Here is a 20,235-nt window from a genome sequence, read left to right on the forward strand (position 1 = left end):
CTAGTCAGGAAAAGGATCGTGGTTGTTGCCGTCGGGGTAACGCTGCATGTCAGTGTCGGCAAAGTCAAAGGCGATGTCCCCGCTCCCAGCGGACCCCGGCCGCCCGGTGTAGTACCACCAGTCCGTGTCGCCGAATTCGTCAAGCACGTTGCTGCCGCTCATGTCTCGCGAGACGGCGAGGTGGAAGGCCGAGATATCGTCATCGAAGGACGTGCCCGGCTCGGCGTTCTGCTCGCTGTAACTGATCCACTGGCGATCGTTGGCGGCGTCGTAATCGGTTCGGCCGTCGAACCAGCGGCTGGGGGCGACCGTGCCGGGGTCGGTGTCGACTCGGATAAACGGGAAGCCGCTGTCGCTCATCTTGAAGTCGTCGAGGATCGTGCCGCTCTTGTTCAGGAGCGTGACGCCGTGGTTGGTGGTGACGACGATGGCGTCCTGGCCGACCGAAACCGCGGCGTCGGTGGACTTGAGCCCGAATTCGTCGTCGTCGTCGGCCACGCGCGCAACCTCTTCAACCTGCGCGGCGGCGCCCGCGGTGGCAACGAGCGCGGCGGCGAGGGTCATGGCGGCGGTGCGTGTCTTTTCGAACCTGTACATATGTGTCTCCAGCGACGCGGTGGTCGGCGAGTTCCGACGGTATCCGCGTTCGTCAGCACGCTAGAGGCCGGCGTGCCCAGTCTCAACTATTTCAACCCAGTTCCAAGACATGCTCCGAGCGAATTAGAATTGTGTTGGTTCTTTCGATGTGGCGTGTTGGCGTCCGCGGTGACGGACGCCCTGCCTATCGCGGAGATAGGCGGGTTGCAATCCTCTCCAGATCCAGTATACTGAAGTATGACACGAATGATGAGACATGCGCTTGTCCTGCTTCCGATCGCCTCTGTGTGCTCGACGCTCTGTGCTCAGCCTGGCGCAAGCTGCCTGGACCAGCGATTCCGCCCGGACTTCGAGCCGCGAGACCTTGAGTTTGGTTCCGACGTGGCAATCAGCGACGAGCACTTGCTCATCGTCGATCGTTTCAGCGAGGCGCTGATCTATACGTACCGCCGCGATGGATCCGGCGAGTGGGTACTGCGCCACACAGTTTCCGGCGGCTCAGGTGCGGACGTTGTGCTCAATGGCGACCGTTTCATCACAGGGGATCTAAGTGTCGATCCGGACGGCGGCGCGCTCATCTATGAGTTTGATGGTGACCGCTGGAATCAGGTCGCCGAGTTGCCGATCGGACCCGGCCTGTCCACTCCATGGGGCGAGCACATCGCGTTCACGGACGGGCACGCCGCGATCGGCAACGCCGGTGAGGACGTCGTGATCTTCCGCGACACGGGCGAGGACGAATGGGAATTCGTCGAGGAAATCATGTCGCCCGACAGCCCGGACCGGCGATCCGACTTCGGCGATGCGCTGGCGATGGACGAGCGTTTTCTGTTCGTGGGAGCGCCCGGCGAGGACATCGCCGGCGGCCAGAACGGGGCGATCTACGTCTATGAATGGGGCGCCAACGGTCGGCCCGTGCTCATGCAGAAGCTCGTGCCCGAGCCGGACGACGTCGGCCCGCGGCTCGGCACCGCACTGGCCCTCCAGGGCGACACGCTGGTTGCCGGGGCGCGGTCGCTCGACACGCCCGAATTCGACAACCTTGGCTGCGCGTTCGTCTACGAGTTGGTCGATGGGCAGTGGGCGCTCCAGCAGAGGCTCTTGCCCGACCCACCTGGGCGCCGCATCCAGGGGGGTTGGGATGTCTCGCTCGACGGCAACGTCATCGCTATGGGCGCGACCTCGCAGTTCATCGAGGGCGCATCGGGGATCGGAACCGCCCATGTATTCCGCAAGAGCGCGGCGGGCTCCTGGGTCCACGCCGCCGTCATCGCGCCGGGCGTGTCCGCCGTAAGCTACGCGCAGTCGGTCAACCTCGGCGGCGGCCAGCTCGCCGTGGGCGCCAGCGATTCGTTCTTCGCGGGCTTCGAGCATGGCCTTGCCGAGGTGTACGACCTCGACTGCCTCCTCTGCCCCCCCGACCTCGACGCCGACGGCGCCCTCACCATCTACGACTTCCTCACCTACCTCAACCTCTTCCAGGACGGCGACGCTCAGGCCGACTTCGACGGCGACGGCGAGCTGACCATCTTCGACTTCCTGGCGTTCCAGGACGCGTTCCAGGCGGGGTGCGAGTAGCGGCCGCCCCCGCTGCGGACGCGCGACCGATCAGGCCGGCGTGGGTGCCAGCACCGCCCGCCCCGCCACGCCATCGCCCACTCCCGCCCGCTCCAACCCCAGCACGTCCGCCACCACCGCCTCGGCCGTCGCCCAGCGACCGGCGCCCCGGCCGCGGACCAGCGTGGTCGCACCATCCGAACCAATCATCTCCGCGGCGTTCCACTCGCCGGGCAGGTCGAAGAGCGGGTCGCCCGGCTCCACCGCCTCGATCGCCACCGACAGCGTGCCGCCCGCGTCGAGCGTGGCGACCTGGCGATGCACGCGGCCGGGCGTGGCCCGGCGCACGTCGGCGAAGCGCAGGTCGGGCTCCCGGGCGCAGCCGATGCCCCGCGCCAGCGCGAGCACGCGGAGCTTGTCCAGGCTGTCGCGGCCGTCCAGGTCGCGCGAGGGGTCGGCCTCGGCCAGCCCGAGGTCCTGCGCTTCGGCGATGGCGCTCTCCAGCGAGGCGCCATCGGCAAGACGCGAGAGCACGAAGTTCGCCGTGCCGTTGAGCACGCCGCGGATGCGCGTGGCCCCCAGCCGGACCGCCGCCTCCAGCACCGGCGCGCCCCCGCCCACCGATGCGGAGGCGAGCAGCCGGCGGTCGACCGCCTCGGCCAGCGCGAACAGTTCCTCGCCGTGCTCGGCCAGCACGGCCTTGTTCGCCGTCACGACGTGCGCACCGGACTCGAGCGCGGCGGCGATGGCGTCCCGCGCCGGCTCCACGCCGCCCATGGCCTCGACCACGACGTCGGCCCCGCACCGGGCGACCTCGGCGGGGTCGGTCGAGATCACGCCCACGCCATGGCGGCGCAGCGTCGCGTCGTGCTTCTCGATGTCGCGCACGCTCGCGGCGACCACCTCGAAGCGCTCGGGCATCTGGCACAGCAGCTCGAGCACCCCCCCACCGACGACGCCCACGCCCAGCAGCGCCACGCGGAGGGGCCGGGGTGCTTCGTGGAAGCCGCCGAGTTGCGAACCAAAATCGCTCACCTCGGTGACGTTCGCCGCGTTCACCCGGCCGACCTCGAACGCCAAGCCACGCTCGCGGGCAAACCGCACGGCCTTGTGCTGGAGGATCGAGCCGTCCAGCCGCAGCGCATCCTCGAACGACGCCCGCTCGAAGCGTCTGGGCGGCGGGCCCCCACGCACGAGGGGCCTTGCCGGGTCGTGCTCGTAGAGGCCGTCGACGTCCTTGAGCAATCGGCACCGATCGGCCCCGAGCCCGTCGGCCAGCACCAGCGCGGTCAGGTCCGAGCCGCCGCGACCGAGCGTGACCGTGCGGCCGTGGTCGTCGATGGCCAAAAAGCCGGGCGCCACGACCACGCCCTGCGATTCGAGCGCGGCGCGCACGCGGCCCGTGTCGAACCCCAGCGGCCGCGCGTCGAGCGCCGGGCCCTCGGCCCGCAACCCGATCGACGCCGGGTCGAGCAGCGCCGCCGTGACGCCCACGCGGTCGAGGCAGCCCACCAGCCGGGCCGCGCTCTCACGCTCGCCGCAGGACAGGATCGCCGCCGTGGCGTGCGGATCGGCCTGCAGCCCCTCACGCTGGCACGAGGCGAGCAATGCATCGGTGCGCCCGGCAAAGGCCGAGACCACCGCGACGACCTTCCACCCCTCGCGCCGCCAGCGGTAGACCTCGTGCACGGCGATGCGCAGCCGGGCCTCGTTGGTCAGCACCGAGCCGCCGAACTTCAGCACGATCACACGCCCGCACATGCGGCCACCCCCTCCGTGCTGACCAAGTCGCTGGAGGACTCGCTGCCCGTCTTGCGGCGCGCGGCGGCGATGGCCCGTTCCAGGTCGGCGAGGATCGCCGCCGCCGGTTCGAGCCCGACGCTCAAGCGCAGGAGCCCGTCGGCGATGCCGCACGCGCGGCGGTGCTGCGCGGGCACGTCGGCGTGGGTCATCGTGGCCGGGTGGGTGATGAGCGTCTCGACCGAGCCCACGTGCTCGACCAGCGTGCACAGTTCCAGCGACTCGGCGACGATGCGGGCGGCATCGAGCCCGCCGCGCACCTCGAAGCTGAGCACCGCGCCGTGGCATGGTGCGCCGCTTTGGCCAACGGGCAGGTGCTGGCGCTCGGCCAGTTCCCGGGCCGCGCCGGTGGCCAGACCGGGGTAGTTGACGACCTCGATGGCCTCGTGCGCATCCAGCCAGCGGGCGATCTCCAGCGCGGTCGCGCTCTGGCGTTCCAGCCGCAGGGGCAGGGTCTTGAGTCCGTTGATGGTCGCCCACGCGTTGAAGGGGCTCTGGATGGCGCCGGTGCACTTGCGGATGAAGCGGATGCGCTCGAGCAGCTTCTCGTCACGCGAAACCAGCGCGCCGCCCAGGGCGATCGAGTGGCCGTCGATGAACTTGGTCGTCGAGTACACCGAGACGTCGACGCCCAGGTCGAGCGGTTGCTGCAGCAAGGCGGTCTGGAACGTGTTGTCGACCGCCAGCAGCGCCCCGGCCTCCTGCGCGACGGCGGCGATGGACCGGACGTCGCTGACTTCCAGCACCGGGTTGCTGGGCGTCTCGACGAAGATCAGCCTGGTATTGCCGCGGACTTCGCGCCGCACGGCGTTCACGTCGGTCGTGTCGACGAAGGTCGCCTCGATGCCCAGGCCGGGCAGGACCTCGCGGAGCAGGCGGACCGTGCCGCCATAGACCGACCGCCCGCACACGACGTGGTCGCCCGCCCGCAGCACGGCCAGGAACAGGGCCGTCTCGGCGGCCAGGCCCGTGCCGAAGCACGCCGCCGGCGGGGCGTGCTCGAGCCGGCCCAGGGCGTCCTCGAGCACCGCGACGGTCGGATTGCTGACGCGCGAATACTGGTGGGGCGGATTGCTGCCCACGCCATCCCGGCGGAACGTGGTGCTCTGGGCGATGGTGGCGGTCAGCGGCTCGCCGTCGCCCCCGCCGCGGCCGATGCTCGGGCAGAAGGCGGGCGGGCCGAACGGATCGGTCGAATTGGAATTGGTAACGTGTCCCATGCCGTGAACTCCTTCACAGCATCGAGAGCTTCCAGTGCTGGCGTGGACGCGGCGAACATCGCCGCTTGTTTGCCGAGTGTCGTCCGTGTTCGGACGGCCTCGACCGCATCGCTCCCCACGCCGGGGCTGGCCTCGGCACCGTGGCTCGATCAGGACGATCGGCTCGGTTGCCGCCCGGGACCTTGTGAGGCATCCCGGGACTCTTGATGCATGTCGGGCAGAGCATAGCCACCACACAGCAGCGGTCAAGCGGGGTATCTCCTGGGCCGCGGGGCGGTTCTCCCGGATGGATCCGAACGCGTGCCGCCCAAGATGATGCCGGATTCATCGGGCTGCCAATGGGGGATTCACGTGCGGGGCCGAAACTTCTCCTGTATCAAGCATGGCCCACGAACTCCCCGGGGCGTACCACCGGGCTGGGGGGCCGAGAGCAAAAGATTCGGTACGCACACAGGAGACTTCACCATGTTGGGTTGGGCACTCGCGTTCTTCATCATCGCCATCATCGCCGCCGTGTTCGGCTTTGGAGGAATCGCGTCGGGCGCCGCGACGATCGCGCAGATCCTCTTCGTCATCTTCCTCGTGCTGTTCGTGCTGTCGCTGATCTTCGGCCTCGTGCGCCGGGGCAGCGCCAGCGCCCGCGTCTAGATCCACGCCGGCACGATGCCGCCAACACCACGTTCGTTTCCAATGTCACGTACCCCAGAAGGGAGCACACCATGAGCCATCGCACCACGCTTCGAAACCTGACCAAGGGCCTGACCGCCGCATCGGCCATCACGCTGTTCGGCCTTTCGGCCGCCATGATCGGTTGTGAGGACGCCGGCGACGAGACCGAGGACGCTATCGAAGAGACCGGCGACGCCATGGACGATGCGGTCGACGAGACCGAAGACGCCATCGACGACATGGGCTGACCCGACTCGGCCCGAGCGTGCATCGTCACCAATTCCGCAACCAGTTCCGCTAGCAGGCCATCGTGCGAGGAGAACCACGCCATGGAAACCATCACCAACCTCGATAAGGACACCGTGGGTGGTGTGAAGTCGCTTGTCGAGATCAACATCGACTCGAGCAAGGGCTTCGAGACCGCCGCGGAGAACATCGAGAACGCCGACATCGCCGGCTATTTCCGTCAGTGCTCGGCACGTCGTGCCCAGTTCGCCGAGCAGCTCAAGCGCGTTGTTGACGTCAATAACGCCGACGTTCCCGAGGATGGCACCGCCAAGGGGTCGATCCACCGCTGGTGGCTCGACGTGCGCGGCACCATCCAGAACGGCGACGAGCACGCCATCCTGGCCGAAGCCGAGCGAGGCGAGGACTCGATCAAGAACACGTACGAGTCCGTGCTGAAGAAGACCGCCGGCAGCCCGCTGAACGCCGTGCTGACCGACCAGTACGCCTCGGTCAAGGAAACGCACGACACCATCCGCGACATGCGCGACGCCCGGGCCTGACCCAGCAGCGTCGCACGTGAACCCCCCAGTAGGCGGTCGTCCGGGTGTTTCTCGGACGGCCGCCTCGCCATGCGCCGGGGCTTGATCGCATAGGATGCGACGGTCGATCCAACGCCCGACTTTCCCGGCGAACTCGGCCCGGCCAGCGAGGATCCGTGCGATGCGACAGCAGCCCAACCCCGTCGTCCTGGTGTTCTTGCCCCTTATTGGATTACCGTGGCCTGGCGGACCGGCGCTGGCCCAAGAGCAGGCCGAACGCGACGCCGCCGTTGCCCAACCGCCCGAAGGCATGCTCGAGAATGATCGCGGCGAGGACGGGCTGGCATTGCTCCGCGCCGCCGACGAGGCGCTCCGGGATGTCTCGGCCATCGCCTTTACCGTAACGCGCGAGGGCGTGGGCGCCCTGGCGACCCGCGACCCGCACGTTGTCGCCCGCGCAGTTGCAGTTCGGACCAGCGGCGCGTCCCGCGCGGGACTGCTTGATGCCGCTTCAACGCCCCAGTGGCACGTGGCGGTGTTCGGCCTGAGCAGCACGCTCGACCACGCGTCGCCGCGGGCGCCCTTTGCGTTCACGATGAACGAGCAAGGCGTTCGCGTCATCGACTTCGGCGAGCGCACCCTCGTAGAAAGCGGCCACGAGCACGCCTCGGCGGTACTCATGGAGTCGGATGCCCACGCCGCGCTGGAGTGGCTGGCCGAGTGGGAGACGCTGGTCGGCCGCCCGATCGTGGATCAGGCGCCGCGCGTCCCTCCGAAGCTCGATGGCCGCATCGCCATCGGCGACGAGCTCACCAATGCCATCTACGTCGACCTGGCCGAGTTCCCCAACACGTACGCCTTCGGCGCCTGGTGGTTCCTGGGCGTCGATGACGGGCTCCCGCGCCGCAGCGAACTGGTGTACTACGACGTGCGCAACGACGACAACGTCAGCGTCGGAGACGGCGTCTCACGCACCACGATATCGGATATCCAGCGGCTCGACAGCCCGGCCGATACGGCCGACGCCATCGTCCGGGCTGCCAGCCTGATCGATGGGGCGGGCCGGTTCGAGCCGCAGGACGGCCCCTATTCCGAGCGTATCGACCCGGCCAACCCGTTCGCGCTGCCCACGCCTCCCGGCTACGAGACAAAGGCCTTCCAGCCCGCCGATTTGCAGCGCCAGGCCGCGGCCGCCGCGCCCCCGCTGAACATTCCGGCGCCGGACTTCACCCTCGTCGATCCGCAGGGCGACAGCCACACGCTTTCGCAGTACCAGGGCGGCATCGTCATTCTCGACTTCTGGGCAACCTGGTGCGGACCCTGCCTCATGGTCATGCCCCACCTCCAGGCCGTACACGAACAGTTCAAGGGACAGAACGTCACGGTCATGGGCATCAACGCCTGGGAGAACGGCGACCCGCAAGCGCTGATGAAGGAAGAGGGCTTTGACTACCTGCTGCTGCTGAACGGCGACGCCGTGGCCGCCGAGTACGGCGTGACCGGCATTCCCACGATGGTCGTGATCGACCAGCAGGGCGTGATCGTCGAACGACACGTCGGCGCCGACCCGCAGATCAGGGAGAAGCTCGTCGAGACGATCACGCGGTTGCAAGGCGAAAACTAGGGCCGCATCAAAAGAAAGAAGAAGGCCCCCGCGATCAGCGCGATCGCAGGGGCCCGGTGACTCACGGCTTCAGGTCAGTGATCGGTGCTTACCGCATCGACAGGCGATCGCCGTTGACCTTGACGCGCTTGGCGTGCAGGACCGGGCGACCGTTCATGTCGCGTTCATAGCCGCGGATGATAATCCGATCACCCTGCTTGGCGTCGAATTCATTGCGATTCTTGGCCAGGCTCGATGGCAAGGCGACCATCTTGCTCGAGCCGTCACGCATCTCGATCTTCAGGATCGTGTAGCGATCGTGATCGGTCTGAGCACTCGACACGCTGCGGACGGTGCCCTCCACGCGTGCCATGGGCTGCCGCTTGCCCGACGCGTCCCACTGTGGACTCGCCGCCAGCGTCACGCGCTCGCCGTTGACGTTCAGGCGGTGCGTGGTCAGGACCTTGCGGCCTTCCATCTCCTGGCCGACGCCCTTGAAGGTCACGCGATCGCCCTTCTCGAACGGAAGTTCGTCCTTGGACATCTTCGGGCCCAGGTTCACCACCTGCTTCTTGTCGCCGTCCTTGAACGCGACTCGGGCGATCAGGTTGGTCCCGTGCTCCTTGCCGGTGCCGCGGAGGAACTCGATCGAGTCAACTTCGCCGCGAACCCGCCGCATGCGATCTTCATGCGCCTTGTGGCTCTTGGCGTGCTTGCTCTTGTCGTAGGCGTCCCTGGCCTGCTTGCCCTGGCGGTCGCTCGGCATGGCGCGATCGCCTCGCTGCCGTTCGCCATCGCCCGCCCTCTGGCGTTCGCTGCGATCGGCATTGGCATAATCCCACGTGACGACGTAGTAGTACGGGTCGTACGCGTACTGGCGATCGTTGTCGTAGAAGCCGTCGGCGTAGCCCGAGGTATACGCCTCGCCATACTCGGTGCTCAGGTCGACGACCGTGTCGTAGCCGTACCGATCGTCGTAGAAGCCATCGTAATATCCGTCCCAGTAGCCGTCATACCAGTTCGAATCGACCGTGTAGCCGTAGTCGTACCAGCCGTAGTCATCCTGATACGCGCCAACGTCGTCCGAGTCGTACTCATAGTCGACGAAGTCGTTGCCATCGAACCAGTCGGTGGGGTCATACCACTCTTCCTTGTGATAGCCTTCGTCGGCTTCCCATTCCCACTCGCCGGGGTTCTGCATGGCCTGACGTTCGCGCTGGTCGTTCTGGGCGTGCACGGAGGCGGGCGCCCCGGCGATCATGGCCAGTGCGAGAGTCGCGGGGATGGCGGCGGTCAGTTTGCGTTGCAGGGTCAACATGGTGTTACCTCCTTTTCGGTGCCGGCGAAACAGAAAGTGAAAGAGAGCGTGCGCCGGCAATGAAGCGTGGCGGACTGGACACGTGCGTCACAAGGTCCGCCCTCTCGTCATGATGCACACTACCGCCCCATCCGTAACCGGCCACTGAATGCAGCATGAATCGATGCTCATATCGAGGTTGGCGCCGCTCGGGTCCTCGCCTCCTGATGCGAATGAGTCCGGTTTCATCCCCGCTTCACTGTTCGGTCAGCGTGAGCGGGGAACATTCGGATGACTCCAAGACAGTTGAACAGGAGAAAGCCAGATGTCCAGCAATCGATCTTCTACCGCCGACCCTAAGGCAGACGTCGACGCCATCCGCGACGACCTTGCTTCGCTCAAGGCAGACGTGGCCGCTTTGATCAATGACGTGGCCGAACGGGGTGCCAGCCGAGCGTCGGACGTCGCCAATCAGGCGAGCGCCAAGGCCCATGAGATCGGCGATGCCGCACGCGATCAGGCAACCGAAGCACATGATCGCCTGGCCCTTGAGGTATCCCAGCGGCCGTTGCTGTGGCTCGCCGGGGCCGCCGTGGCCGGGGCGCTCATCTCGCGCGGCGTGCGCCGCTGACGATCGTTTGTGCTTCTCTCCTCTGCCCTCCGCCCCTTGGGGCGGGGGGCACACTTACACGTTTTAGACCGTCGCGTACCGCAACGAGGCGCACGCCACCTGAGCTGACTGGGGGGAACCAGACCATGCTCGAAAAAGCAGCAGACACGTTCATCGCCGCCGTCGAGTTGCTCGAGGCCGAGGGCAGGCAGCTCCGCCGAACCGGAGCCGACCTGACCTTCTGGGCCGTGATCATCGTCGGCGCTTCGATCCTGGCCCTCCTGGGCATCGCAACGGTACTCGTTGGCGCAACGTGGGCATTGGCCGAGGCCCTCGGGGTCGCCGCCGCCTTGGCCATCATCGGTGCGGCGGCACTCATTTCGGGCGTTGCGGTCGCAAGCGTGGCGCGAAGCCGCATGCGCGCCGCAGGAGGCAGCGTGTCATGATCTCCCGACACGGGTATCCGCCCCAATCCCACCGCCGCCATCCGGCCGCCACCAGCCCGCGAGCTCGCCTTGCGGCGCGTCAGGAGTCGATTCGCTCGAGCGCGCGCGTGAAACCGCAGTCCATCGAAGAAGCGAAGGAAAATCTGCGCATCGCTGCCGCACGTCGAGCCGAATCGGACTCCTCCGCCCTGGCGGGCAACGACCTGGCCTCGGCCGCCGTCCGATTCGTCAAGGATCACCCAGCCGCGATCGCGGCCGGCGTAGGCGTTGTCGCCCTGGTCATCGGCCCCGGCACGCTCATCAAGGGAGCCGCAACGGCCGCCAGGCTTGCCACCCTGGCCGGCTTCTTGGGCAAGGCCGCCAGGTAGGACCTCCGCCCCCGCCAACTGGATTGGAGCTCGTTAGAGAACCCCTGTTCCCATCATCCGCCGCAGGGCGCCTGAAAGGGCGCCCCGCGGGTTCTCGTATGTCGTGCCGATGGCCTCCTGCGTGTCGTCCGGCAACGTCAGCAGACACCTCAGGGTGCAGCCCCTACCCTTGCGGCCAACCCCACAATACCAACCCAACCCGCCAACGCAGGAGCCAGCCACCCATGGAAACCACGCTCATCATCCTCAAGCCCGACGCCGTCCAGCGGGGCCTCATGGGCCGCATCATCAGCCGCTTCGAGGACAAGGGCCTCCAGGTCGTCGGCTGCAAGCTCATGAAGATCAGCCCCGAGCTGGCCGCCGAGCATTACAAGGACCACAAGGGCAAGCCCTTCTATGACGGCCTGGTCCGCTTCATGACCGGCGCGCCCGTCCTGGTCATGGCCGTCCGCGGCATCGGCGCCATCGCCATCAGCCGCAAGATGATGGGCGCGACGTTCGGCTCGAAGGCCGAGGGCGGGACCATCCGCGGCGACTTCGGCGTCTCCAACAGCTTCAACCTCATCCACGGCAGCGACAGCCCCGAGGCCGCCCAGCGCGAGCTCGGCCTCTTCTTCAACGACGGCGAGGTCCTCGACTACGAGCGCGCCATGAGCCAGTGGGTGTACGACTATTCGAGCGGCTCGCCCGAGTAGCCCCCTCTCGAGACATCACCACGGCCTATACGCAATTCTTGGATGCGACGTGGAACGCTCACGCCGGCGCCGCCGCATCCTTCACCCGCACCTCGATCTCGGGCGCCGGCCTCTCGGCTTGGCCCTCGGCCGCGATCTGCTCGGCGACCTCGCGCCGGTGCACGTCGATCGTTCTGGGGAAGTCGAACGCAAGCCGGATTCGATCGCCCTTGATCGAGGCGATCCGAACGACCCCGATGGGGTTCTTCGGATCGCCGACCACCACTTCCTCGCCCTCACGCCTCGTGATCACAAGCATCGCAGCACCACCATGCGGCTCTCATGCGGATGCCGGTCCGGGCCGCCCATCCGCCGCGGCCCCACCATGGGCCGCGTGTCCTCTCGATCCCACTCCCGTCCACCTCACGCCTCGCGCAAGGCCCACCGGCAACGAGTGTAACCGACAGGCGTGAAGATCGCACGAAAATACGCACGTCGGCAAGAGAACGTCACCGATAACGCGCAAATCCATGCCCTCGGGCGACTTGCTACCATGGTTCGACCGCTCGAATGTGAAACTGGGCAACTTTCGCGATCCCAGCCGCCCAGCCGGTTTCATGTTTGCGGCGGGTCGAATCCGTTCACTGGGTGGCCGTCTCAGTCAATTGCCTCGACCGCCTCGACCTCGGGCACGTGCTCCCGCAGATTTCGCTCCAGGCCCACCTGGAGCGTCAGGCTGCTGCTCGGACAGCCCACGCATGCCCCGTGCAGGCGGATGCGGACCACGCCCTCGTCGGTGAGTTCCAGGAACTCCACGTCCCCCCCGTCCGCCTGGATGCTGGGACGGATCTGCTCGATCACCTGCTGGACGCGTTGCTCGGCCGAGCCACGGGGCTCGCCAGCCGCGGGGGCGGGGTCGTTCGACGCCCGGGCGGCAGCATTCTGTTGGGCTTGCGGCAGGCTGTGTTCCTTGGCCACGGCGGCATCCTTCGGGGTTGGTACGGTCGGGGGAGACCGGCCGAGTCGTCTCTGGCTTCCTTGTGGGACCATCGACGTTCGCCTACCGATAGTATTGCACCATGCAGCGATCCGTAGCCCAACGCGTCGTCTTTCTTTGCGTTCTCCCTGTCCTTGCCGCCCTCGTGCTGGCCGGGCCGGGGTGTGCGAGCCGAACCAAGCAGGTCAGCGGCGACCCGCTGACGGACTTCCAGAACCCCGAGTTGCGGACGTCCCAGCGCGTCGCCGCCATGCGGGCTGCGTGGGAGGCCGCCGACCCCGATCGTGGGGCGATCCGCCCGCCCCTGAAGGATCTCGTCTGGAGCGACCAGACGCCCCAGGAACTCCGCCACGCCGCGGTTGATCTGCTGATGAGCGACGACTCGTGGTCGGGCCTGCGAGACTCGCGCAACTTTATCCAGGCCCGCGTCCCCACCGAGAAGGACTACGAGGTCATCCGCCGCATGGGCCGACAGGCGGTCGCTCGCGGCTGGCAAGACCTGACGCCCGCCTTCGTGCGCTCGTACGCGATCGAGGACGCCGAAATCCCCGATCGGGCTCGCGTCGAACGCGTTATCCTCGAATCGCTTAATCCCGAGCAGCCCATGGAACTCATCGCCACCCGCGTGTTCCTGAACCCCCAGCAGGGCACGCTCGGCTCGATCGACCTCGACGCCCGGGCACGCGAAGCAGCCTGGGACCTCCTGGCCCGGCTGGACCCCAGCGGCGAAGCGCGTCGCGACGTGCTTGCCCGCGACGACCTGCCCACCGACGAGCAGGGAGCTCGTACGCTGCGGACGATCCGCCGGGGCCTGAACGAACTTGGGGTCGTACCGCGCAACGGCGAGGAACTCCGCTGGCTGCTGGCGCTCTCAAACGATGCAGACGGGCAGTGGTGGCAAGAAACAGCGGCAGCCGTTTCGCAACTGAGCCCCGAGCAGGCCGAGGGCCTGAAGCTGCGCAACCTGGAGGCGCTGCGCTGGGCGGCCACCTATCGCGAGCCCTGGATGCGCGACAGCCGAGTCCAACTGGAAGGCCGCTTGCGCGCACGTATCGGAGATCGGGAGACTACGCCGCGCCGGGCCGACGCCCGGGATCTGCGCAATGTCCCGCAACTCCTGGACGAGAGTGCCGAACGCCTGAGCTGGGGTGATCTGCTCAGCATGCTGGCCGTAGACGTGGCGTTGCACGATCCAGACGTCATGCGGCGCGTGTTCGAACAGGTCGAGATGGATCGAGAAGATCAGACCACCGAGTACGGTGGACTCCTGTTCGTCGATAGCTCGGGCCGGTTCGTTGCCCAGCTCTATCCGCCCAGGCCGCAGCACCGTAAGGGCGATGACCAATTCGTGGCCTCTTCGGACATGATCGAACAAAGCGTCCGTGCGCTGGCGATGTACCACTTCCACGTCATGCGGAAGCGCAACAGCCGCTTCGCTGGCCCGAGCGTCGAAGATCTGGCCCAAGCGAGGACGCACGGCCGGCTGGGCGTGGTCATCACCTCACTCAATGACGATGAGTTAAACGTCGACGCCTACACCGATGCGCCCGCCAGCGTTGACCTGGGCGCCCTGCCCCGTGTCCGGGCGTTCATGGACGGAAACTGATCGACGAGATCTCGTGCCCAGCATCCACGTACTCATCATCCTCGTGGGCTTGCTCTTGGGCAGGGATCTGGCCAGCGCCCGCGGCACGACCGAGCATGCACCTGCCTGGCAGTTCTTCGTCGTCGTCGGCTGGACCGTGCTCGTGGCCGTCGTTGCTCTGGTCGCGTTGCCCGCGTGTGCAAAAGGCGCGGCCTATCGCGGTTCGTGGCGGCTGTTGCAGCGTGGGCTCGGCCTTGCGGAGAAGCTCCGCTGGCTCGTCGTCCTGCCCTTTGCCAGTTGGAGCATCGCCGTCGATGGCGTCGGCGCCGTCGAAGCGCTCGTCGGCTCCTGGATCGGGCTCGACGAGATCATCGCGGCCAGCCCGCCCTTGCTCGCGCTCCTGGCCATCGCCTGGGCCGAGCACCCGCTGCATGACCGCATGCGGCAGGCCATGCTCGTCCGCGACCTGGACTCCGGAGCCGTCGTCGAACGCCCGCCCACGCGATGGGAGACCACCATCGGGCGGGCCCGAACGATGCTTGCCATGCCGCTGGTCCCCGTGCTGCTGATCGTCTGCTGGCACGAAACAGTCCAGTCACTGCTCGCAACAAGACCGGAATGGCTCTGGCGATCAATCGACATCGCCGGCACGCTGGGAATCGTCGCGTTCGCCCCGGCCATGATCGTGCGAATCCTCGGCACGCGACCGCTGGATGCGGGCCAGGCATCCCGACGCATCAACGAACTGTCGCACCGCATGGGCGCCCGGATCACCGGCGTTCGCCTCTGGGCCCACCCTTCGGCAAATGCCGCGATCCTCGGCCTGCTGCCGTGGGCCCGCTACATGCTCGTCACAGAGCCCCTGCTTCGCGGCATGCCCCAGCGCGAACTCGATGCCGTGGTCGCCCACGAACTGGCCCATGTTCGCCAGCACCACGTGCTCTGGATCGTGCTGGCCGTCCTGGCGGCGGTCCTGGCACTGGGCCTGCTGGAGCCGATGCTCACCGCGATGGCCACGAGCGTCGGCGTCACGCGCGGACTAGCCGAGTTGTCGTCACTCCTCATCGTTGCAACGTTCGCGATCCTGGCGTTCGGCTCGATCAGCCGCCTCATCGAACGGCACGCCGATGCACGCGCCGCGGTGGCGATCGACCTCGAACAGGCCGCAGCGACCGGTCATGCCCACGACGTCGTCCACGGCATCGGGCCCGATGCCATGGCCGCGGCCCTGGATCGTGTATGCGCTTTGAACGGCGTCGATCCACGAAGATGGGGCTTTCGCCATGGATCGGTCCGGCAGAGACAGCGAGCACTGTCAAAACTGGTCGGCATGGCCACCGCAGGACTGCCGATCGACCGCAGCGTGAAGCGGCTTCGGGCCGCAACGGTTCTGACCCTGGCCACCATGGGCTCGCTCACCCTGGTCGGTCTGTGGCTTGGATGGTTCGTCGTGTAATGGTCTCAGCAGGGAGCACACCATGCGGTTCACGAAGATGCACGGCTTGGGTAACGACTACGTTTACATCGATGCAGTCAGCGAGCCAGCATTGGAATCACTCGACTGGCCAAGCTTGAGTGCCTACATGAGCGATCGCTATACGGGGATCGGTGGCGACGGCGTCATCCTGATCTGCCCACCACGATCGCGCGACTGCCACGCCCGCATGCGCACGTTCAATGCCGATGGAAGCGAGTCGGGGGCCTGCGGCAATGGAACGCGCTGCGTTGCCCGCTTCGTGCGCGATCGTCTCGGATACACGGACGCCACCTTGCGCATCGAATCGGGACGTCGTGTGCTTGAGTCCGAACCAGTCGGCAACGACGAAGTTCGAGTTGCCATGGGGGAGCCAGGGCTTGCCTTTGCGGATTGCCATCTGAATGCAACAGAGCTTGCCTCAACCGAACCAACCGCAATCGATATCGAAGGCCGCCTGCTCACCTTCACGCCGGTCTCCATGGGCAACCCCCACGCGGTTGCGTTTGAGACCGCGAACCAATGGCTGGACCGCGACCTGGCGTCCGACGTGCGCCGACTCGGTCCACGAATCGAGCATCATCCCGCGTTTTCGCAGCGGACCAACGCCCACCTTGTTCGCATCGAATCGCGAACGCACGCCATCGTCCATACCTGGGAGCGCGGCGCCGGTCCGACCCGCGCTTGTGGCACCGGGGCATGCGCCGTGCTCGTCGCGGCCGTCCTCGCCGGAACCATGGATTACGCCGCGACGCTGACGCTCCCCGGCGGCGACTTGCAGGTTTCCTGGACGCCCCAAGAAGCCGGTGGCGATGGCATCGTTCGCCAGTGCGGCCCGGCAACGTTCGTCTTCGATGGCACGTGGATTGACAGGGACTCCGCACACCTCGCCGGTGCAGCATCTCCCGCATCCTTCGCTTAGTTGGCCCTCCAACGGCTATGCTGACGGCGTGACCACCGAACGCAAGAAGCCGGAAATGCAGCTCACCAGCGAAGAACGCCTTGCCTGCGACATCATCGAGTCCAAGGCAGGGTTTCTGCTCGAAGACCTGGGCCGCCACGTCGAGACGCCCACGGGGCCCGGCGGGGGCGACGGCATCAAGGCGTCTCGATTGATCTTCACCGAACGGATGAAGAAGCTCGGCGCCAGCGATTCGCTCGTCGAAGGCGACCCACGCCCCACGTGGCTGCGAGGCAGCGCAGCCGACGGCGTCCCCCCCACGGCCGTACTCGAACGCTTGCGACCGGGCATGCGCCGCGTGCTCATCGCCGGACACCTGGACACCGTGCACCCCGCCGACGGGCCATTCCGTGAGCTCTCCATCGCCGCGGATGGCAAGACCGCCGTCGGACCGGGCTGCGTCGACATGAAGGGCGGGCTGGTCATCGCGGCATGCGCGCTCGAGAGCCTCGAGGAGGCAGGCGTCAAAGCGAGTTGGACCTACATGCTCAACGCGGACGAGGAAACAGGGAGCTACCACAGCGAAGCGGCCCTGCGCGAACAGGCGCGCCGGCACGACTTCGGCATCGCACTCGAGCCGGCGCTGCCCGGCGGCGAACTGGCCATCGAGCGCATGGGCAGTGGACAGTTCATGATCGAGACCGTCGGGCGATCGTCGCACGTCGGGCGCGACTTTCGCGGGGGTGTGAGCGCGGTGACTGCCCTGGCCCGCGCGCTCGTCGCCGTCGGGGAGATGGCCGATCCAAGGCGAGAGGACTCCTACATCATGAGCGTCGGACCCATCGAAGGCGGGTCTGCGACCAATGCCGTCCCGGACCATGCCGCCGCATGGGGTAACGCGCGATATCCAAACGCGGACGTTGCCGAACAGATGGGCGCCGCTCTCGACGACCTGGCAACACCACATAAGGTCTGCGAGGGCGACGACGCCGCCGTCATCGTTCGCCGATCATTCAATCGCCCAGCGAAGCCACGCATCCCCGGGACCGACTCGCTCGCGCTGCTTGCGCGAACGGTCGCGGAATCGCTCGCACAAAGACTGCCATTTGCAAGCACCGGTGGCGTTTGCGACGGCAATATCCTCCAGGACGCAGGATTGCCCACGATCGATACGCTGGGCGTTCGCGGCGGTGGACTCCACACGCCCAGCGAGTGGATTGAACTGGCAAGCCTGGTGGAACGATGCCAGTTGCTCGCGATCCTTGTCGCACGGCTCAGCCGCGAAGGCGACCGCAAATAGCGCGGGCGGGCGCCAAATGACGCCCGCCCGGCACGGCCAGCCACGGGGAGGAAGAGGGCTGGCCAAGGACTCGTGCAATCTTACTTACCGGTCGATACCTTACGGACAGCCGGCGTCGAACTCGTTCTGGAACGTGAGGAAGTCGAAGATCGTCAGGCTTCCGTCGCCGTCAAAGTCGGCCGCCGGGTCGCCAGCATCGAACAGGTTTTGGAAGCTCAGGAAGTCGAAGATCGTCAAGGCGCCGTCGCCATCCAGATCGACCCGGCATCCAACGCCGCCGGTCTCGCCATTGGCGATGATGATCAGGTGGACGTCGGGAAATCCGATCGCGGAATAGGCCGTCGGGTCCGGCGTCGAGCACGACGTCGAACTGATGTAGCTGGGAGCCGTCTCGCCGAACGAATTGGCTCCGGGGAAGAACACGTCGCCCGTCAGCCCACCCGCGAGCAACTGGAAGTCGGGCACGTTGATCTCGACGATCAGCGCGTTGCCGGCGTCCACGACGCCCGTTACGTCTACGGTCACCACCTCAAGCGCACGATCCCCGAGCGTTGCAACGGTCGAGCCCACGAGATCGAGCCCGAGCGCCGGCGCCGTTCCGGCCGGCGCCTGATAGAGATTGATGGTGATGTCTGCTTCGATGAGCGTGGGCAACGTCAGGGCTTCGATCCCAAGCTCGATGTTTTCGATGGTCACGGCATCGGAGATGCCAAAGTCGCCCAGCGTGAACGACCGCCAGAACTGGTTATCGCTGCTGGTCTGCGGCGCCGCCGTCGAGACGCAGGCGATGGCCGTGCCGCCGGTGACCAGGAATTCCTCGACGCTGTGGGAAAGTCGTACCGGATCGCCCTGGGCCGCGCCGGCCAGAACCGAGACGGTCAGTGCTGCGGGAACTGCGATGTGCTTACGCATCTTCTGATCCTCCCTCTTGGGATGAAAAGGAAGGCCTCCCTCGTCCCTCCCCGGACGGGCTGCCGAGGCCGTGGCAGCTCGGACACAAGTGTCATTAGTGAGCGATGCGCGCGCAGTTCCTCGCCCGACACGATTCTGGCCGGGCGAGCAAGATGTCGTCATGCATAAGCCAGCCAAAATAAAACGCGGCCCCGGATCGAATAGCGATCCGGGGCCGCGAAGAGTTGTTCAATCTTGCTCGAACTGGCTGACCGAGATCAGCAGCCAGCGTCGAACTCGTTCTGGAAGGCCAGGAAGTCGAACAGCGTCAGGCTGCCATCGCCGTCAAAGTCGGCGGCGAGGTCGCCCGAGTCGAACAGGTTCTGGAACTCCAGGAAGTCGAAGATGGTCAGCGAACCATCGCCGTCCAGGTCGACGCGGCATCCACCACCCGAGCAGTCGCCGGCGATCTCCCAGAAGCTGACGAAGTCGACCGGACCGCCCTGGTTCATTGCGACGGCGTACGTGCAGTCGCCATCGGTGGCGATGTCCAGACCACCGGGGATGTGGTAGGTCGTGCCGGGAGGCGCCGAGCCGACGGAATCGAACTCGCGACCGGTCAAGGCGCGGGTGTCCGGATCCCACTCGACAAGCTTGGTGTTGGGCGCGGTGGTGCCCAGCGCCGTGTCGATGTAGGCGTTCAGCCACAGCGTGCCGTTCACGGCGTCGTAACCGGCACCGTACGCGGACGGGTCAGCGGCAGCGAGATCGAGCAGGAAGCCATCGCGATCGAGGATCTGGATGGTTCCGCCGAAGTCCTTGGTGTAGAACTGGTTGCGATCGGTGTCCCACGCCAGAGCACGCACGGTGCCCAGCGCGCCGCTGGACAGGATCTGGGAAGCGGTCAAATCAAGCCGCTGGGTGCTCGGGTCGAACACGTACTCGCACAGTTCGCCGGCCTCGGCGCCGAAGAACAGACGGTTCTCGGCCTCGATGGAAGCGCCGTCGCGCTGGCCCCAGCTGGGTGAGTTGGTCAACTGGAGGTAGCTCTCCACCAGGTTCCAGTCGGTGTCGTACTGGTTGAGCACCTGCGTGCCGGTGACGAAGTCACCGTTGTGGGTGATCCAGTAGTAGCCGAACGCGAACTCGACGCCCAGGTTGCCGGTGTCACCGGTCAGTGCGTCGATGTCCACCGGCGTGAACAGGGCGTCGCCCAGGGCGAGCCAGCCGGCCCGATCGGAAGGCGCAGCCTCCTCGGTCGTGACGCCGTCGGTCACCTGGCCCAGGGCCAGGCCGCTGGCGGCCAAGAGTGCGAGAACGGAAACGGTCGAAGCGATGCGATCCATATCACCTCTCCTTAGGCTTTTGTTAAGCAGCCAAGGTGCCGGTGACCCGTTGCCCAGTGGCCCACGAGTTCCGGTCACAGGCCGTCGCCAACCCCACCCCTGGAGGTTGCGCGCGACCTCATCCGCCATAGGT

Annotated in this window: 21 protein-coding genes; 13 read left to right on the forward strand and 8 right to left on the reverse strand. The window is 66.7% G+C overall.

From position 1 onward, the window contains the following. Window positions 1-597 carry a hypothetical protein gene (locus RIE32_13550; protein MEQ9097275.1) on the reverse strand — a complete coding sequence of 199 codons (597 nt, stop codon included), beginning with the start codon at window positions 595-597 and terminating at the stop codon, window positions 1-3. A 237-nt stretch (window positions 598-834) separates the two neighbouring features. Here RIE32_13550 and RIE32_13555 point away from each other — a divergent pair, with 237 nt between their 5' ends. Next, a complete protein-coding gene (locus RIE32_13555; protein MEQ9097276.1) occupies window positions 835-2,175 on the forward strand; it encodes a GC-type dockerin domain-anchored protein in 1,341 nt (446 codons plus the stop codon). 30 nt (window positions 2,176-2,205) lie between these two features. On the opposite strand, the gene RIE32_13560 is transcribed toward RIE32_13555, so the two are convergent. Continuing rightward, window positions 2,206-3,915 carry a hypothetical protein gene (locus RIE32_13560; GenBank protein MEQ9097277.1) on the reverse strand — a complete coding sequence of 570 codons (1,710 nt, stop codon included), beginning with the start codon at window positions 3,913-3,915 and terminating at the stop codon, window positions 2,206-2,208. Further along, window positions 3,900-5,174: an aminotransferase class I/II-fold pyridoxal phosphate-dependent enzyme gene (locus RIE32_13565; protein MEQ9097278.1), complete on the reverse strand. Its 1,275-nt coding sequence runs from the start codon at window positions 5,172-5,174 to the stop codon at window positions 3,900-3,902. The genes RIE32_13560 and RIE32_13565 overlap by 16 nt, the downstream gene beginning before the upstream one ends. A 465-nt stretch (window positions 5,175-5,639) precedes the next feature. Here RIE32_13565 and RIE32_13570 point away from each other — a divergent pair, with 465 nt between their 5' ends. From RIE32_13570 to RIE32_13585, 4 genes are all read left to right on the forward strand, one after another. Continuing rightward, window positions 5,640-5,822, forward strand: coding sequence for a DUF1328 domain-containing protein (locus tag RIE32_13570; protein MEQ9097279.1), 183 nt, complete (start codon window positions 5,640-5,642; stop codon window positions 5,820-5,822). Between the two features lie 71 nt (window positions 5,823-5,893). Then, complete coding sequence (locus RIE32_13575) at window positions 5,894-6,091, forward strand: hypothetical protein (GenBank protein ID MEQ9097280.1); 198 nt, start codon at window positions 5,894-5,896, stop codon at window positions 6,089-6,091. A gap of 81 nt (window positions 6,092-6,172) precedes the next feature. Then, window positions 6,173-6,631: a PA2169 family four-helix-bundle protein gene (locus tag RIE32_13580; protein MEQ9097281.1), complete on the forward strand. Its 459-nt coding sequence runs from the start codon at window positions 6,173-6,175 to the stop codon at window positions 6,629-6,631. A 160-nt stretch (window positions 6,632-6,791) separates the two neighbouring features. Further along, a complete protein-coding gene (locus RIE32_13585; GenBank protein ID MEQ9097282.1) occupies window positions 6,792-8,234 on the forward strand; it encodes a TlpA disulfide reductase family protein in 1,443 nt (480 codons plus the stop codon). An 88-nt stretch (window positions 8,235-8,322) separates the two neighbouring features. Here RIE32_13585 and RIE32_13590 read toward each other — a convergent pair whose 3' ends face one another. Beyond that, window positions 8,323-9,531, reverse strand: a complete 1,209-nt coding sequence (locus tag RIE32_13590; protein MEQ9097283.1) for a hypothetical protein — start codon at window positions 9,529-9,531, stop codon at window positions 8,323-8,325. 304 nt (window positions 9,532-9,835) lie between these two features. Between RIE32_13590 and RIE32_13595 the strand changes: the two genes are divergently transcribed. From RIE32_13595 to ndk, 4 genes are all read left to right on the forward strand, one after another. Then, window positions 9,836-10,141, forward strand: a complete 306-nt coding sequence (locus RIE32_13595; protein ID MEQ9097284.1) for a hypothetical protein — start codon at window positions 9,836-9,838, stop codon at window positions 10,139-10,141. A gap of 125 nt (window positions 10,142-10,266) precedes the next feature. After that, window positions 10,267-10,566, forward strand: a complete 300-nt coding sequence (locus tag RIE32_13600) for a hypothetical protein (GenBank protein ID MEQ9097285.1) — start codon at window positions 10,267-10,269, stop codon at window positions 10,564-10,566. Further along, window positions 10,563-10,934: a hypothetical protein gene (locus RIE32_13605; GenBank protein MEQ9097286.1), complete on the forward strand. Its 372-nt coding sequence runs from the start codon at window positions 10,563-10,565 to the stop codon at window positions 10,932-10,934. Before RIE32_13600 ends, RIE32_13605 begins: the two co-directional genes overlap by 4 nt. Window positions 10,935-11,158: 224 nt before the next feature. Beyond that, window positions 11,159-11,629 (forward strand): nucleoside-diphosphate kinase, encoded by a 471-nt coding sequence (gene ndk, locus RIE32_13610; GenBank protein MEQ9097287.1) that lies wholly within the window; start codon window positions 11,159-11,161, stop codon window positions 11,627-11,629. Window positions 11,630-11,687: 58 nt separating this feature from the next. Here ndk and RIE32_13615 read toward each other — a convergent pair whose 3' ends face one another. Both RIE32_13615 and RIE32_13620 read right to left on the reverse strand, forming a co-directional pair. Continuing rightward, window positions 11,688-11,927 (reverse strand): carbon storage regulator, encoded by a 240-nt coding sequence (locus RIE32_13615; protein MEQ9097288.1) that lies wholly within the window; start codon window positions 11,925-11,927, stop codon window positions 11,688-11,690. A 338-nt stretch (window positions 11,928-12,265) separates the two neighbouring features. Beyond that, on the reverse strand, window positions 12,266-12,586 hold the full coding sequence (locus RIE32_13620; protein MEQ9097289.1) for a NifU family protein: 321 nt from the start codon (window positions 12,584-12,586) through the stop codon (window positions 12,266-12,268). A 101-nt stretch (window positions 12,587-12,687) separates the two neighbouring features. Here RIE32_13620 and RIE32_13625 point away from each other — a divergent pair, with 101 nt between their 5' ends. Genes RIE32_13625 through RIE32_13640 form a run of 4 tightly spaced genes read left to right on the forward strand, consistent with a single transcriptional unit; the run spans window position 12,688 to window position 17,865 of the window. Beyond that, window positions 12,688-14,211, forward strand: coding sequence for a hypothetical protein (locus RIE32_13625; protein ID MEQ9097290.1), 1,524 nt, complete (start codon window positions 12,688-12,690; stop codon window positions 14,209-14,211). Window positions 14,212-14,224: 13 nt separating this feature from the next. Then, window positions 14,225-15,646 carry a M48 family metalloprotease gene (locus RIE32_13630; GenBank protein MEQ9097291.1) on the forward strand — a complete coding sequence of 474 codons (1,422 nt, stop codon included), beginning with the start codon at window positions 14,225-14,227 and terminating at the stop codon, window positions 15,644-15,646. A 22-nt stretch (window positions 15,647-15,668) separates the two neighbouring features. Beyond that, window positions 15,669-16,586, forward strand: coding sequence for a diaminopimelate epimerase (dapF, locus tag RIE32_13635; protein ID MEQ9097292.1), 918 nt, complete (start codon window positions 15,669-15,671; stop codon window positions 16,584-16,586). Between the two features lie 28 nt (window positions 16,587-16,614). Further along, window positions 16,615-17,865, forward strand: coding sequence for a M20/M25/M40 family metallo-hydrolase (locus RIE32_13640; GenBank protein MEQ9097293.1), 1,251 nt, complete (start codon window positions 16,615-16,617; stop codon window positions 17,863-17,865). Window positions 17,866-17,964: 99 nt separating this feature from the next. Here RIE32_13640 and RIE32_13645 read toward each other — a convergent pair whose 3' ends face one another. Both RIE32_13645 and RIE32_13650 read right to left on the reverse strand, forming a co-directional pair. Next, window positions 17,965-18,777, reverse strand: a complete 813-nt coding sequence (locus RIE32_13645) for a GC-type dockerin domain-anchored protein (GenBank protein MEQ9097294.1) — start codon at window positions 18,775-18,777, stop codon at window positions 17,965-17,967. 257 nt (window positions 18,778-19,034) lie between these two features. Beyond that, a complete protein-coding gene (locus tag RIE32_13650; GenBank protein ID MEQ9097295.1) occupies window positions 19,035-20,102 on the reverse strand; it encodes a GC-type dockerin domain-anchored protein in 1,068 nt (355 codons plus the stop codon). Window positions 20,103-20,235: the final 133 nt, after the last annotated feature.

This window comes from Phycisphaerales bacterium (genome assembly GCA_040221175.1).
Lineage (GTDB): Bacteria > Planctomycetota > Phycisphaerae > Phycisphaerales > UBA1924 > JAHCJI01.

What these genes read in the sequence shown, in the direction of transcription:
- RIE32_13550 (MEQ9097275.1), bottom strand. Translation starts at nt 597, where the DNA reads ATGTACAGGTTCGAAAAGACACGCACCGCCGCCATGACCCTCGCCGCC.
- RIE32_13555 (MEQ9097276.1), top strand. Translation starts at nt 835, where the DNA reads ATGACACGAATGATGAGACATGCGCTTGTCCTGCTTCCGATCGCCTCT.
- RIE32_13560 (MEQ9097277.1), bottom strand. Translation starts at nt 3,915, where the DNA reads ATGTGCGGGCGTGTGATCGTGCTGAAGTTCGGCGGCTCGGTGCTGACC.
- RIE32_13565 (MEQ9097278.1), bottom strand. Translation starts at nt 5,174, where the DNA reads ATGGGACACGTTACCAATTCCAATTCGACCGATCCGTTCGGCCCGCCC.
- RIE32_13570 (MEQ9097279.1), top strand. Translation starts at nt 5,640, where the DNA reads ATGTTGGGTTGGGCACTCGCGTTCTTCATCATCGCCATCATCGCCGCC.
- RIE32_13575 (MEQ9097280.1), top strand. Translation starts at nt 5,894, where the DNA reads ATGAGCCATCGCACCACGCTTCGAAACCTGACCAAGGGCCTGACCGCC.
- RIE32_13580 (MEQ9097281.1), top strand. Translation starts at nt 6,173, where the DNA reads ATGGAAACCATCACCAACCTCGATAAGGACACCGTGGGTGGTGTGAAG.
- RIE32_13585 (MEQ9097282.1), top strand. Translation starts at nt 6,792, where the DNA reads ATGCGACAGCAGCCCAACCCCGTCGTCCTGGTGTTCTTGCCCCTTATT.
- RIE32_13590 (MEQ9097283.1), bottom strand. Translation starts at nt 9,531, where the DNA reads ATGTTGACCCTGCAACGCAAACTGACCGCCGCCATCCCCGCGACTCTC.
- RIE32_13595 (MEQ9097284.1), top strand. Translation starts at nt 9,836, where the DNA reads ATGTCCAGCAATCGATCTTCTACCGCCGACCCTAAGGCAGACGTCGAC.
- RIE32_13600 (MEQ9097285.1), top strand. Translation starts at nt 10,267, where the DNA reads ATGCTCGAAAAAGCAGCAGACACGTTCATCGCCGCCGTCGAGTTGCTC.
- RIE32_13605 (MEQ9097286.1), top strand. Translation starts at nt 10,563, where the DNA reads ATGATCTCCCGACACGGGTATCCGCCCCAATCCCACCGCCGCCATCCG.
- ndk (MEQ9097287.1), top strand. Translation starts at nt 11,159, where the DNA reads ATGGAAACCACGCTCATCATCCTCAAGCCCGACGCCGTCCAGCGGGGC.
- RIE32_13615 (MEQ9097288.1), bottom strand. Translation starts at nt 11,927, where the DNA reads ATGCTTGTGATCACGAGGCGTGAGGGCGAGGAAGTGGTGGTCGGCGAT.
- RIE32_13625 (MEQ9097290.1), top strand. Translation starts at nt 12,688, where the DNA reads ATGCAGCGATCCGTAGCCCAACGCGTCGTCTTTCTTTGCGTTCTCCCT.
- dapF (MEQ9097292.1), top strand. Translation starts at nt 15,669, where the DNA reads ATGCGGTTCACGAAGATGCACGGCTTGGGTAACGACTACGTTTACATC.
- RIE32_13645 (MEQ9097294.1), bottom strand. Translation starts at nt 18,777, where the DNA reads ATGCGTAAGCACATCGCAGTTCCCGCAGCACTGACCGTCTCGGTTCTG.
- RIE32_13650 (MEQ9097295.1), bottom strand. Translation starts at nt 20,102, where the DNA reads ATGGATCGCATCGCTTCGACCGTTTCCGTTCTCGCACTCTTGGCCGCC.